Origin of the sequence: Synechococcus sp. H60.1 (genome assembly GCF_047462335.1) — a bacterium.
Classification (GTDB): domain Bacteria; phylum Cyanobacteriota; class Cyanobacteriia; order Thermostichales; family Thermostichaceae; genus Thermostichus.
This window is the reverse complement of record NZ_JANSJA010000080.1, coordinates 1-14,099: the sequence shown is the minus strand read 5'-3', so window position 1 is coordinate 14,099 and position 14,099 is coordinate 1. Positions and strand designations below refer to the sequence as shown.

Annotated in this window: 10 protein-coding genes; 7 read left to right on the top strand and 3 right to left on the bottom strand. The window is 61.5% G+C overall.

Annotated elements, in window-relative coordinates:
- Window positions 1–473 precede the first annotated feature (473 nt).
- The 3 genes from sufD to sufB all read right to left on the bottom strand — a co-directional run bounded on the left by sufD (window position 474) and on the right by sufB (window position 4,111).
- On the bottom strand, window positions 474–1,781 hold the full coding sequence (gene sufD / locus NW852_RS04575; RefSeq protein WP_414372337.1) for a Fe-S cluster assembly protein SufD: 1,308 nt from the start codon (window positions 1,779–1,781) through the stop codon (window positions 474–476).
- Window positions 1,778–2,551 carry a Fe-S cluster assembly ATPase SufC gene (sufC, locus tag NW852_RS04570; RefSeq protein WP_414364008.1) on the bottom strand — a complete coding sequence of 258 codons (774 nt, stop codon included), beginning with the start codon at window positions 2,549–2,551 and terminating at the stop codon, window positions 1,778–1,780. The genes sufD and sufC overlap by 4 nt, the downstream gene beginning before the upstream one ends.
- A 123-nt stretch (window positions 2,552–2,674) precedes the next feature.
- On the bottom strand, window positions 2,675–4,111 hold the full coding sequence (sufB, locus tag NW852_RS04565) for a Fe-S cluster assembly protein SufB (RefSeq protein ID WP_414372335.1): 1,437 nt from the start codon (window positions 4,109–4,111) through the stop codon (window positions 2,675–2,677).
- Between the two features lie 162 nt (window positions 4,112–4,273).
- On the opposite strand from sufB, the gene sufR reads away from it, so the two are divergent.
- From sufR to NW852_RS04530, 7 genes are all read left to right on the top strand, one after another.
- Complete coding sequence (sufR, locus tag NW852_RS04560; protein ID WP_414364006.1) at window positions 4,274–4,987, top strand: iron-sulfur cluster biosynthesis transcriptional regulator SufR; 714 nt, start codon at window positions 4,274–4,276, stop codon at window positions 4,985–4,987.
- Window positions 4,988–5,125: 138 nt separating this feature from the next.
- Window positions 5,126–8,341: an efflux RND transporter permease subunit gene (locus NW852_RS04555; RefSeq protein ID WP_414372333.1), complete on the top strand. Its 3,216-nt coding sequence runs from the start codon at window positions 5,126–5,128 to the stop codon at window positions 8,339–8,341.
- A gap of 42 nt (window positions 8,342–8,383) precedes the next feature.
- Window positions 8,384–8,974 (top strand): DUF3365 domain-containing protein, encoded by a 591-nt coding sequence (locus NW852_RS04550; protein WP_414364004.1) that lies wholly within the window; start codon window positions 8,384–8,386, stop codon window positions 8,972–8,974.
- A gap of 111 nt (window positions 8,975–9,085) precedes the next feature.
- Entirely contained in the window at window positions 9,086–9,622 is a 537-nt protein-coding gene (gene petC / locus NW852_RS04545) for a cytochrome b6-f complex iron-sulfur subunit (RefSeq protein ID WP_414372329.1), read from the top strand.
- A gap of 76 nt (window positions 9,623–9,698) precedes the next feature.
- Window positions 9,699–10,991, top strand: coding sequence for an NAD(P)/FAD-dependent oxidoreductase (locus tag NW852_RS04540; RefSeq protein ID WP_414364003.1), 1,293 nt, complete (start codon window positions 9,699–9,701; stop codon window positions 10,989–10,991).
- Window positions 10,992–11,041: 50 nt separating this feature from the next.
- Window positions 11,042–12,403: an efflux RND transporter periplasmic adaptor subunit gene (locus NW852_RS04535; protein WP_414364002.1), complete on the top strand. Its 1,362-nt coding sequence runs from the start codon at window positions 11,042–11,044 to the stop codon at window positions 12,401–12,403.
- Between the two features lie 556 nt (window positions 12,404–12,959).
- A complete protein-coding gene (locus NW852_RS04530) occupies window positions 12,960–14,030 on the top strand; it encodes a 3-deoxy-7-phosphoheptulonate synthase (RefSeq protein WP_414336186.1) in 1,071 nt (356 codons plus the stop codon).
- Window positions 14,031–14,099 lie beyond the last annotated feature (69 nt).

The following is a 14,099-nucleotide window of genomic DNA, read 5'->3' as shown; positions in this document are numbered from 1 at the left end:
GTAGCTTTTGCTTTGATGGCGACAAAGGCTGGAGAATCGGTATGGCTCTTCGGCGCCCTGGGTGCTTCGGCGGAGAGGCCAGAGGGATCCGCAGGATCGGGGGAAGAGACTTGCTTGAAGCAGTGGGCCAGGTCAGGATTGGCGATGATAAAGTCGCGCCAACCAGACTAGATCTGTTTCTCCAGTTTCCACCCCTCTGCCGTCCTAAACCCCCAAGACGGCTTCTCCAAACTTCAGCAAAAGGGGCTGTGATGTTGTGTTGCACAACGAGCCGGAAAAATAGCCAAAGCAAGCCTACGGCCCAATGCCATCACCCGCAGGGCCGGTAAGGGACTTCGGGCTTCTCAGCGGGAGCCGACGACGCCACGGGCGTTTGTCCCGCCGTTCGACGGGCGCGGGCGACGCAGGCCGCTAGCAGCCATTTCAAGACTGGCTGATGGCAGTAAGGGCTGGGGCAAAATGGGAGGGACAACTCAGCCGGATCCCAAGCGCTGGGCCACCTGGGAAGGAAGCTGGGCCAAAGGGATCCCTTCGAGAATCTCGGCTGCAAAAGCATAGGTGAGGAGTTGCCTGGCCTGGGCCTGGGGAATGCCGCGGCTTTGCAAATAGAAGATTTCTTCGGCCTCCAGTTGGCTGACGGTGGCCCCGTGGGCACATTTGACGTTGTCGGCAAAGATCTCCAACTGTGGCTGCGTATCCACCCGCGCCTTGGGGCTCAACAGCAGATTGCGGTTGGTCTGGGCGGCGTCTGTCAGTTGAGCTGCTTGGCTCACCAAAATGCGCCCGCTGAAGACCGCACGGGCCGCCTCGTCCACGATGCACTTGTGCAATTGGCGGCTGCTGCCGTGGGGCGCTTGATGCACCAGGCGGGAGTGGGTGTCGCTGTGCTGGGATCCCTTCAGCAGGGTCAGTCCCTGCAGGTGGGTGTAGGCCTGGGGTTCTACCTGGGCAAGCTCCAGGTTGTGGCGGGAAAATTGGGATCCCCACTGGATGGCCTGCAGCCGGTAGTGGCTGTGGCGGCCCTGGCGCACAGCAGTTTGGTTGATGTGAAAAGCCTGGGATCCCTGCCGCTGCAGGATCACATGGTGTAGACGGGATCCTTCGGCCAGGGCAATCTCGGTAACGGCGTTGCCAAAGGGGATCCCGGCCCCCCAGGAGAGGTGATCTTCAATCAGGGTGAGGGAGCTGTGGGCCTGCAAAGCCACCAGACAGCGGGGCTGGGCCAGAACGGCTTCTCTCTCTGGGGCCACCGTCACCCAGAGCAGGTGCAAGGGCGGCAAAACCTCCTGCTGGGGTGGCAGCTCAATCTGGATCCCATCGCCTAGATGGGCGGTGTTGAGGGCGCTGAAGACATCGAGCTTGACGATGGTTTGCAACCATCCAGGAGCCGACTGGCTTAGGGGAGCAATTCGCAGGGCTGAGGGTAGGCCGCTCAAGTCAGAAAGGTGGGGAGCAAAGTAGCCGTTGACGAACACCGCATAGCTGTGACGGCTCTCCGGCCACAGCCAGGGCTCCAGCACGGCCTTCTCTAGCGTTGCCTGTCCAGGGCCGGCCAGGCGAAAGGTGTGGGCCACCAGCGGCGAGAGGTCGCTGTATTTCCAGTCTTCTTCGCGGGGGGTGGGGATCCCCAGTTCCGCCAGTTGGGCGCGGGCCTGCTGTCTCAGGGTGGTATGGGGATCTTCCACCTCTGGGATTTGGCGGAGGATGTGCTCCAGAAAGGGACGGCCAAAACCGCTGGCGTCGCTTTCTCGAACCGAGGACTTGGGCACCGCAGCGCTCATCCCACCTCCTCCTTGAGCCAGTCATAGCCCCGCTCTTCCAGCTCCAGCGCCAAGGTCTTATCGCCGCTGAGGAGAATGCGCCCCCCTTCCATCACATGCACATAGTCGGGGGTTACATACTCCAGCAGGCGCTGGTAGTGGGTAATGAGGAGTATGGCCTTCTCAGGGCCGGCCAGTTGGTTAATGCCCTGGGCAACGATGCGCAGCGCGTCGATATCCAGGCCAGAATCCGTCTCGTCTAAGATAGCCAGCGTCGGCTCCAGCACCGCCATCTGCAGGATCTCGTTGCGCTTTTTCTCGCCGCCGGAAAACCCTTCGTTGACGGAGCGCTCCAAAAAAGCGGGATCCATCCTGACAATACTCAGTTTTTCCCGCACCAAGTCGTCAAAATCGAGGGGATCCATTTCCGGCTGATCCCGATATTTCTGCCGGGCGTTGTAGGCGGCGCGCAAGAAGTCCAAGTTGCTCACCCCCGGAATCTCGATGGGGTATTGAAAGGCCAAGAAGATCCCGGCCCAGGCTCGCTCCTCCGGCTCCATTGCCAAGAGATCCTTGCCCAGATAGAGGATCTCGCCCCCTGTTACCCGGTAGTCGGGGTGGCCGGCCAAGATCTTGGAGAAGGTGCTCTTCCCGGAGCCATTGGGCCCCATGATGGCGTGGATCTCGCCGGCCCGGATTTCCAGGTTCACCCCTTTGAGGATAGGGGTACCGTCGATCTCAGCCGTGAGATCGCGGACAGATAGAATGACAGGGCTGTTTTCCCGGATCATGTCAGCAGTTCGTCTTGGGTCGAAGTATTGGCGGACAGACCTACCCCTTCAGCGCCGCCCCCAAGGTGGAGCTGCGCCAGGCTGCTCGGCAATTGGCAACGAGCATAGCCGCTCGCCAGGGATCTAGCCAACGGATCCCTCTAGCTTCAGGCTCAGCAGCCGATCCGCCTCGACGGCAAACTCCATTGGCAATTGGTTGAACACCTCTCGGCAGAAGCCGCTGATGATCATGGAGACAGCGTCTTCTACAGAAATGCCGCGCGACTGGAAGTAGAACAGTTGCTCTTCTCCGATTTTGGAAGTGGAAGCTTCGTGCTCTACTTTGGCAGTGTTGTTTTGCACTTCAATGTAGGGGAAGGTGTTGGCGCTGCACTGATCCCCAATCAACATGGAATCACACTGGGAAAAGTTGCGGGCGCCTTCTGCCTTGGGCCCAATTTTCACCAGGCCGCGATAGCTGTTTTTGGAATGCCCCGCCGAGATGCCTTTGGAGATAATTCTGCTGCGGGTGTTGCGGCCTATGTGGATCATCTTGGTGCCGGTATCGGCCTGCTGGTAGTGGTTGGTCAGGGCCACTGAGTAGAACTCGCCCACCGAGTTTTCCCCCACCAGCACGCAGCTCGGATATTTCCAGGTGATGGCCGAGCCGGTCTCCACCTGCGTCCAGGAGATCTTGGAGTTGGCCCCCTGACAGAGGCCGCGTTTGGTCACGAAGTTGTAGATGCCGCCCTTGCCGTTTTCGTCGCCGGCATACCAGTTCTGCACCGTCGAGTACTTGATCTCGGCATTGTCCAGGGCGATCAGCTCCACCACCGCCGCGTGCAGTTGGTTGGTGTCGAACATGGGGGCCGTGCAGCCTTCCAGGTAGCTGACGTAGGATCCCTCGTCAGCAATGATCAGGGTGCGCTCAAACTGGCCCGACTCGCCGTTGTTAATGCGGAAATAGGTGGACAGCTCCATCGGGCAGCGCACCCCTTTGGGCACATAGACAAAGGAGCCATCGCTAAACACTGCCGAGTTCAGCGCCGCGTAGTAGTTGTCGGCAATGGGGACCACCGTGCCCAGGTACTTGCGCACCAAGTCTGGGTACTCCCGTAGCGCCTCCGACATGGAGCAGAAAATGATCCCTTCCTTGGCCAGCTTTTCCCGGAAGGTGGTGGCCACCGAGACGCTGTCGAAAATGGCGTCCACCGCCACGTTGGCCAGCCGCTTCTGCTCCGACAAAGGGATCCCCAGCTTCTCAAAGGTTTCCAGCAGCACGGGATCCACTTCGTCGAGGCTCTTTTTCTTCTCCTTTACCTTGGGAGCGGAGTAGTAAACGATGTTCTGGTAGTCGATGGGCGGGTAGGTCACATTCGGCCAGGTGGGCTCGCTCATCTTCAGCCACTGGCGGTAGGCCCGCAGCCGGAACTCCAGCATAAAGTCCGGCTCCCCCTTCTTGGCCCAGATTTGCCGAATGATGTCCTCATTTAAGCCTTTGCCGATGGACTCAGAGGCGATGTCGGTAACAAAGCCGTACTTGTAGGGCTGGCTAATTAGGGTGCGGACGCTCGTAGACATGGATGGCTCTCGGTTAGGGACAGGGGCAAAACAGATGGCCAATTAAAACAACATGGTTGTTGCTTAACTAATCCTCAGGTTACTTTAGCAATGATCCCCTTGTCAAAGTAGCGGTGCTGGCAGCGGCAGCCGAGTAAACCCAGTCTAACCAGGAGGGCGAGGGTGGAGAGCGCGCGCAAGATCACCGATCCGTTCACGCAACCCGTTTCCAGCAAGCAGGCTATCTTGATCTACCTACGCAAGACGGGGCAGGCCACCGCCCAGACTCTGGCAGAGCACTTGGGCATTTCTCCCCAGGCCATTCGCCGCCACCTCAAGGATCTGGAGGCAGAGGGGCTGATCCACCATGTCGCTCAAGCTAGCGGTTTGGGCCGCCCCCAGCACCTCTATCAGCTCAGCCCCCAAGGAGAAGCGCAATTCCCCACCGGCTACGACGAGTTTGCCCTCGGTCTGCTCAATACGCTGGCTGAAACCCTGGGATCCGAACAGATGGGATCCCTGCTCCAGCAGCAGTGGCAGCGCAAAGCCCAGGAGTACCAAGCCCAGATGGGCTCCGGATCCCTGGCCGAGCGGCTGGAGCGCCTGGTGCAGTTGCGCCAGGCAGAGGGCTACATGGCGGAGTACTACCCCTATCCTGCCAACCTGGCTGCCCCAATTGCAGCAGAAGGCTCTGAGCAGTATGTCGAGCAATATGTCTTGGTGGAGCACCACTGCGCCATCGCCCAGATTGCCCAGCGCTTTCCCAGCGTCTGCGGCCACGAGCTGGAGATGTTTGCCGCCGCCCTGCCCGATTGTCGGGTGGAGCGCCTCACCTGGCAGGTGAACGGAGAACACCAGTGCGGCTACTGGATTGCCAAGACGGGATCCCCCCCCTAGACCCAGCCACGATTAGCAGTTCGTCCTTTGCTGGGCCTACCTCAGGTGACGGCTTCGGAAGACGGGCAAGAGCAGCTATGGATGCATAAAAGTATAGCTATATGGTAGTATAAGCATGAACCAATCTGGATTTTTCCCATGTCAGAGCTGGAGAAGCCGCGCCAAGGGGTGGGGCGGGTTACCGCTTACTTTATCAACAACGCCCAGCTTACTTCCTTGATTATTGTGGGCCTGGCCATCTTTGGCCTGCTGGCAGCGACCTTGACCCCCAAGGAAGAAAACCCGCAAATTGTCGTCCCGGCAGCGGATGTAGTTTTGCGGTATCCGGGGGCCAGCGCCGAGGTTGTGGAGAAGACGCTGATTACCCCTGTGGAAGCGAAGCTGCGGGAGCTGACAGGGATCGACCACATCTACTCGGTGGCCCAGGCCTCTGGCGGCTTGATCACGGTGCAGTATGAGGTGGGGGAAAACTGGGAAGACAGCCTGTTCAAGCTGCAAAACCATCTGTTTAGCCACCCGGAGCTATTCCCCCCTGGCGCCAGCTATCAGGTGCAGCCGGTCATCATTGACGATGTTCCCATCGTTACCCTGACCTTGACGGGGGCCGACTACAGCGACGATCAGCTACGGCGGGTGGGAGAGCGGCTGCTGGAGGATCTGCGCAGCCTTCCCAACACGGCCAACCTGACGCTGGTGGGCGGGCATCCCCGCACCATTCGGGTGGATCTGGATCCGGAGCGGCTGGCCAGCTATGGTCTTTCCCCGACCCAGGTGGCCCAGCGCATTGCCGCCGAAAACTTGCAACTGCCGGCGGGAGACGTGGAGGTGGGATCCCAGCAGATCCGCCTGGAGGGGGGACAGCGGCTGGCTTCGGCTGAGGACGTGGCCGCCATTCAGATCAAGCCGGAGGTCTATCTCAGAGATGTAGCCAGCGTGCGGGATGAGTTTGCCGAGCGCACCTCCCTGACCCGCATCCACTTCCGCAGCGACGAGCCCATCACAGAGCCCTATCCGGATCCGCGCCGCCGCTCGACGGGAGAGTGGATCACCCAGCCGGCGGTCACCATCGGCATTGCCAAGAAGCCGGGAACCAACGCGGTCACCGTAGCCAAGGCCATTTTTCGGCGGCTGGAAGAGTTGCGGCCGCAGTTGCCTCCCGGGATCCAGGTTGCCGTCACCCGCAACGACGGGCGGACGGCCTCAAAAGCGGTTGGGAACCTCTACAACAGCCTCTTCCAGGCCATCGGCATTGTGGTGGGCCTGTTGTTGATCTTCCTGGGCTGGCGGGAGGCGGCCATTGTGGCTTTTGTAATCCCGTTAACTTTGGCCGGCACGCTGGGCGTGGGCTGGGTTGCCGGCCAAACGATTAACCGCATCACCCTCTTTGCCCTGATCCTGGCCCTGGGCACCTTGGTGGACGACGCCATCGCCGTTACGGAGAATATCCACCGTCGCTTTGAGCTGCGCCCCGGCATGAACTTTCGCGAGAAGGTGGAGGAGGCGATTGCCGCGGTGGAGGAATTGGGTGTGCCGGTTATTCTCTCCACCATCACGGTCATTTTGGCCTTCCTGCCCATGCGCTTTGTCACGGGGATGATGGGGCCCTACATGGGGCCGATCCCCTTTAATGTGCCGGTGGCGATGATCATCAGCACAACGCTGGCCCTGACGGTTACCCCCTTTCTGGCGGCCCGTTGGATTCGCCTCAAGCCCTCCACCGAGGCCTCTCCACCCCAGCTCGCTCTGGAAGAAACGCGCCTGTATCGGCTCTACCACCGCCTAATGCAGCCGCTGCTGGAGTCGGCCTTCCGGCGGCGTCTGCTGATCGGGGTGGTCACTGGCCTGTTCTTGGCCAGCTTTCTCCTGCCCCTGACCCAGGTGGTAAAGTTTCGCATGCTGCCCAAGGCGGACAAGGACACCTTCCTAGTGCAGTTGGATATGCCGCGGGGGACGGAGCTGGCCGCTACCGACGCTGTAGCCCGCGAGCTGGAGGAGGTGCTCAAGCAGGATGCCGAGGTGTTTAGCTTTGAAACCTACGTCGGTACGGGGGCGCCGGTGGACTTCAACGGCCTGCTGCGGGGATCCTACCGCCGCGAGGGCGAGGATGTGGCCGACATCCGCGTCCACCTCAGCCAGCCGGAAGCCCGTCGGATCGACTCGGAAGGGATCGTGCTGCGCCTACGGCCTGCTATGCAAGCGGTGGCGGAGCGGCACAACGCCATCGTCAAGCTGGTGGAAGATCCACCTGGGCCGCCCGTGCGGTCTACCCTGCTGGCAGAAATTTATGGCCCCGACTACGCCCAACTGCGGCAGTTGGCCAAGCAGGTGCGCCAGGTGTTTGGCGAGACGGAGGGCGTGGTGGACATCGACGACTCGGTGAAAAACCCCATTCCCCAGTTGACCCTGAAGGTGGATCCGGAGCGGGCCAACCGCGTCGGCCTGACCACGGCGGAGGTCTCCCAGACCTTGAGCTTGGCCCTGCGGGGATCCACCGTCAGCATCCTGCAACTGCCCGGGGAGCTGACACCCGTGGGGATCCATGTCCGCCTCGAGCCGTCGGCCCGGCAAAGCCTGGAGGATCTCAACCGCATTCAACTGCCGACGCCGACGGGATCCCTGGTTCCCCTGTCGGAGCTGGTGGAGTGGGTGCCCACGGTGGCCGACGAGCCCATCTTCCATAAAGACCAGCGGCCCGTGGCCTACGTAATGGGCGAGATGGCCCGCCGCTCCTCGGTCTATGCAGTCTTGGATCAAATAGCCTATTTCTGGCGGCATCCCCTCCCCAAGGGCTTTTGGATCCAGTGGGATGGGGAATGGAAGCTGACCCTGGACGTGTTCCGGGATCTGGGCCTCGCGATGTTGGTAGCCATTTTGTTGATTTACCTCATCCTGGTGGGCCAGTTCCGCAGCTTCAAGGTTCCGCTGATCATCTTGGGCAGCATTCCCCTGGCCCTCATCGGCATCCTGGTGGGCTTTAGCCTCAACGGAGTGTACTTCAGCGCCACGGCCATGATTGGGGTGATCGCCTTGGCGGGGATCGTGGTGCGCAACGCCATCGTCTTGCTGGAGTTTATCGCCGATCAGCGGGCCCAGGGGGTCAGCCTGGAAAAAGCCATTGTGGCAGCCGGGGCCGTTCGCTTTCGTCCGATTTTGCTGACCAGCATCACCACCATGTTGGGCACGGTGCCCATCTTGTCCGACCCGGTGTGGTCGGGCTTGGCCTGGACGCTGTTGACGGGGATGTTGACCTCTTCCGCCTTGACCTTGGTGGTCATTCCCATCTGGTTCTACGGGGAGCAAATCCGCCTTGCCAAAGCCAAGCCGGCTCTGGAGCACCAGCCATCCCACCCGTAGAGAAACTTTTTGACATCCACCCTTCGAGAAGGAGACAAGACGATGTGGACATACCTGAGAAGATGGCTCCTGCTGGCGCTGGCCTTGGGCAGCTTGGGCTGGGGCGCTGCCGCCGCCCTGGCCCAGCCGGATCCCGCCCAACTGGCCAAAGCGGTGGAGTCCGTAGAATACCTGGATCAACTGCGGCACGGCCTGGCGGCCAGCTTGGCCGGATCCTCACCTGCGGGGGTGGATGCCGAGACCTTCAAACAGGTTTGTCGCCCTGTGGCGGTGCAGGCGCAGGCCCTGGCCCAAGAAAATGGCTGGCAAGTTAAGCAAATTGCCCAAAAGTACCGTAACCCGGAGCACGCCCCCGACAATCTACACGCCACGATGGCCCTGGCCCGTTTCCAGCGGGATCCGGAGCTCATTGGCTTTTGGGAGCGGGAAGTGCTGGCTGGCCAGAGGGGCATTCGCTACTACCGCCGCATCAACGTCGAGGCTAGCTGCCTGGCCTGTCATGGGCCCAAGGACTCGCGACCGGCCTTCATTGTCAGCAAGTACCCCCAAGACCGGGCCTACGACTTCAAGGTGGGAGACCTGCGGGGCATGTACGCCGTGTTCATTCCCGAAGAGGAGGAATCTCCTCAATAGCCCCTTGTCCTAGGGAGAGGAAGGGGACTCTGTATTATCTTTTTATCGACATATAGTTATATAGTTTGCCAAAATAATGATGGGAGAAGGTTGCAAAGGAGTTTAATTTCTATGGACGCTGCCCTGGTTCCGTTTGAAGAGCCGCCGCTGTCGCGGCGCCGTTTTCTCAACTTCCTGACCGGCTCGGCGCTGGCGGCGGTGGCGGGTTCGGTGCTCTACCCGCTGGGCCGCTATCTCATCCCGCCGGCGGAGGGATCCGCCAATGGATCGGCCCTGGCCAAAGACAAGCTGGGGAACCCGATCCCGGCGGAGCAGATCTTGGCAGAGCCGCCTGGGACGCGGGCGCTGGTGGCGGGTCTGGCGGGGGAGCCCACCTACCTCACCGTTAGGGAGGGGGGGGAGCTGGACGAGCAAGGGCTGGTGAACAACTGTACCCACCTGGGCTGCACCTTCCCATGGAACCCGCTGGCCGAAGAGTTCCAGTGTCCTTGTCACGGATCCCGCTATGCGGCTGATGGCTCGGTGATTCGAGGGCCGGCAGCGCTGCCTCTGAAACTGGTGCGGGTGGAGGTACGGGAGGGGTGGATCTGGCTCTCTCCCTGGTTGGATGTCGATCCGCGAACGGGGAGTCTGCCCTGGTGGGTGTGAAGGAGGGCGCTCTTGGGATCGGCTTCTGGCCGCAGGTTTTTTTCATCAAGTTCAGAAAAGAGGGGGAGCAGTTTTGATGGCTCGCGTCGTCGTCATTGGGGCTGGGCTGGGAGGGCTGCCTACTGCCTACGAGCTGCGGCATCTTTTGCCGCAGGGATCCCACCAGGTAACTGTAGTCAGCAATACTCCAAAGTTTACGTTTACCCCTTCTCTGCCGTGGGTGGCGCTGGGCCTGAAGCGGCTGGCGGACATTCAGGTGGAGCTGCCGCAGCGGCTGGAGAGGAAGGGGATTGAATTTATCCAGGGCACGGTAACCGACTTGCAGCCGCCAAAGCGCACCCTGCGGGTTAACGGGGAGCCTCTGGCCTACGACTACTTGGTGGTGGCCACGGGAGCGGAGTTGGCCTTGGACGCCATCCCAGGTCTGGGGCCGGAACAGGGGTTTACCCAGTCGGTGTGCACGCCGCACCATGCTTTGCTAGCTCAGAAGGCGTGGGCAGAGTTTCTCCGCCAGCCGGGGCCGCTGGTGGTGGGGGCGGTGCCGGGGGCCAGTTGTTTTGGGCCGGCCTATGAGTTTGTCTTGCTGGCCGAGGGGCAGTTGCGAAAAAGAGGGCTGCGGGAGCAGGTGCCCATCACCTTCATCACGCCGGAGCCCTATGCTGGCCATTTCGGGATTGGCGGCATGGCGGGGGCCGAGGAGCTGGTGAAACGGCTGCTGGCCCAGCGGCAGATCCGGGTTTTGGCCAATACTGCCATTGCCCGTGTCGAAGAGGGGGAAATCGTGCTGGCAGAAGGGGAGCGGATCCCTTTTGCCTACGCCATGCTGCTGCCGCCCTTCCGGGGAGCCCAGTTCCTGCGGGAAGTCCCCGGCCTGACGGACGCCCGCGGTTTCCTGCCGGTAACTTCCACCTACCAGCATCCCGACTTCGATAGCTTCTATGCGGTGGGCGTGGTGACCCAGCTAGCCCCTTCCGAGACAACCCCTTTGCCGGTGGGAGTGCCCAAAACCGGCCAGATGACCGAGGCGATGGGGATGGCAGTGGCGCACAATATCGCCCTGCGCCTGGGAGCCCTGCGGGGGGAACCCGTGAGCCCGACGCTGGAAGCCATCTGCTTTGCCGACTTCGGCGATACGGGCATTCTCTTTTTGGCGGATCCTGTCTTGCCGGTGCTGGGGCGCCGCCGCCGCGCCCTGGCCGTACAAGGGCCATGGGTCAGTTGGCTCAAGTCCGCCTTTGAGCACTATTTCCTGGCCAAGATGCGCTGGGGGTGGGCGGTGCCTTGGTTTGAGCGCCTCAGTTTGCAGGGGGTGGGGCTCTCTCTGATAGAGCCCATCTCCAAGCCATTGGGAGATTTGGTCTCCCCTTAGAAAAGTTCCGATTTTCTCGTCACGCTCAAGTTACGCCGGACACTTGCGCTATGAAAACTCAAGTCGGCAGGTTGCAACAACAAACGTTTTCCGGCTGGAGCTGGGGCCACCTGGGCTGGGCGCTGCTCTTCCTCTCGCTAGGGGGGCTGGGCGGCTGGCTGCTGGGATCCCAAGGCCGGCCCGGCCAAGGGGGGGCAGCTTTGGAGGTTGCCGGTCGCGTCGGCGGGACAGGGTCCCTGGAAGCCACCGAGGCCGCTCCACTGACCACGCTGGAGGTCAAGCCACGGGAAATCAGCCAAGAGCGGATCCTGGTGGGCAGCCTAGAGGCCGTGGAGCGCACCCCCCTCAGCAGCCGCATCGTGGGCCGAGTCGTGGAGCTGCCGGTTCAGGAGGGGCAGCGGGTGGCGGCTGGATCCCTGATTGCCCGCCTGGATATCAGCGATGTGCAAGCCGCCCAGCAACAGGCCCAAGCCCAGCGGCAACAGGCTGAGGCGCAACTGCAGCAGGCCCAAGCAGGCCTTCTGGCCGCCCAGGCGGGGGTGAGGGGAGCGGAAGAAGCCTTGCGCCAGGTGCAAGCCCAGAAGCAGCAGGCGGAAGCGGAGCTGCAGGAGGCCCGTTTGCACCAAGAGCGGATGCAGAAGCTGCACGCCGAAGGAGCCGTGGCCCAAGCCCAGGTGGATCAGGCCAATACGCGGGTAGCCGTGCTCCTGGGCCGCCTGGCCCAGCTCGAGGCCGGGATCCAGCAGGCCGAACAGGGATTGACCCAAGCACGGGCCCAGCTTGCCCAGGCGGAAAGCCGGATCCCTGAGGTGCAGGCAGCCATGGCCCAGGCCCAGGCAGGGGTGGCGCAAACCCAAGCCAACCTTGCCTACGGAACCCTGGTTGCCCCCTTTGCCGGCGTCGTCACCCGCAAGTATGTGGAGGTAGGGGCTTTGGCGGGGCCGGGCCAGCCGATTGTGGAGCTAGAAAGCAGCGAGCGGCTGCGGTTTTCCGTGGCCTTGCCCGAATCCCTGGCCGGCCAAATCCGGGTGGGACAAGCGGTGCCCATCAACATTGACAGCCTCAACCAAACCGTGGAGGGAACCATCCGCCAAATCATCCCCAGCGCCGACCCCAGCTCAAGAACGGTGGAGGTGAAGGTGGAGATTCCCCCGCTCCCCGGAGCAATGCCGGGCATGCTGGGCCGTCTGAAGTTGGCAGGAGAAACCCGCCAAGCCCTGCTCCTGCCCCAAGCAAGCCTGGTAGAACAGTTCGGCCTTACGGGCGTGTACCGGCTGGTGGACGGCAAGCCGCTGTTTACGCCCGTGGTGGTGGGATCCCGCTATGGGGATCAGGTGGAGATCCACAGTGGGCTACAGCCTGGAGACGAGGTAATCCAGGAAGCGGCTGCCGTCCGGGCTAGATCCTTCTGAAAACTGTTTCCTAGGACAGAAGCCCAGAGTTCTGCTGACTTTCTTGATTTCCACCGGGCTTGCGGGGCTTTCGCCGCTGCGACCTTGTCGGGCTGAGGCAGCGGAAAGAAGTCCCTCACCGCCCTGAAGCTTTTCTCCTCGCCCCGCTTGCAACAGCGTCGCAGAGTGATGGCTACGGAGCGGGCAAGCTTCTTGATCTGGGTGGGAGAAAACCGTCCTCTGGGCTGCGCCTGGGAACCCTGGGAGCGACCCAGAACCTGAACCCGTCTTGGTAAATCCAGTTTCTTTTTGGGTATACTTCCGCTATACTCATCTCGTACAGATTCCGAGTTCCTTCCCCTGAAGATGACCTGGCGCGCTCCCTTTTTTGGCTACTTTAGCTTTCCCTGGCAACGACCAGGGCGGAAGGGTGGCGCGTAAACCATAGAGCCTAGGTTTACCCGAGTCAGTCCTGAAGCCCTGAGCCCAGTGCCAGGGCTTTTTTGATGGCTCGATGCTCCATTCCCTCACTTCCCATCCCTTGCACACAATCTTGCCCACGATGAAGGACAGTTCTATGCCCCCCCAAACCGACAACTGCAACATCCAAGAGGTGACTCCCTTGATTGCCCCTGCTGCTGTCAAGGCCAAGCTGCCGCTGACGGAAACGGCAGCCCAAGTGGTGCTCTCCACGCGGCAAGCCATCCGCGACATCATCCACGGGCGGGATCTCCATCGCTTGGTGGTGATTGTCGGCCCCTGTTCCATCCACGATCCCGAAGCGGCCTTGGAGTATGCCCACCGCCTCAAGCGGGTGGCCGATCGAACCCGCGAGCACCTGGTGATTGTGATGCGCACCTATTTTGAGAAGCCGCGCACCACAGTGGGCTGGAAGGGCCTCATTAATGATCCCCACCTGGACGGCTCCTGCGATATTGCCACTGGCTTGCAACTGGCCCGTTCCATCCTATTGCAGATCAACGAGCTGGGCTTGCCCTGTGCCACAGAAATGTTGGATCCGGTAACTCCCCAATACACCGCAGACCTGGTGAGCTGGGCGGCCATCGGCGCCCGAACCATCGAAAGCCAGACCCACCGGGAAATGGCCAGTGGCCTCTCTATGCCCGTGGGCTTCAAAAATGGCACCGACGGGCGGCTGGAAATTGCCCTCAACGCCATTCTCTCCGCCAGTCACCCCCACAGTTTTCTGGGCATCGGCCAAGACGGCATGACGGCCCTGGTGAAAACCACCGGCAACCCAGACCGGCACATTGTGTTGCGCGGCGGCGGCGGCAAGACCAACTACGGCCCGGAAGATGTGGCGCGGGCGGCGCTGCTGATGAAGGATCAAGGGATCCCGCGCTCGGTGATGGTGGACTGCTCCCACGACAACTCCCACAAAGACTACCGCCAGCAGGGAGCCGTCTGTCGGGCAGTGCTGCGGCAGTACCAAGCAGGGCAGCGGGCCTTGATGGGGCTGATGCTGGAGAGCAACCTCAACCCAGGCAAGCAAACCTGGCAGGAAGGGGCACCACTCAAGTACGGCGTTTCCATCACCGACGGCTGCATCGGCTGGGAGGAGACCGAGGATCTGTTGCAGGAGATGGCAGCAGTCGTAGCAGGGAAAACCTTGGCTTTGAATCACTGAAAAAGCCCCGCAAGACCCAAGCAAGGCAATAAAGTTGTGCTCGGCAGCAGTGCAACTCCCCTCTCCCTC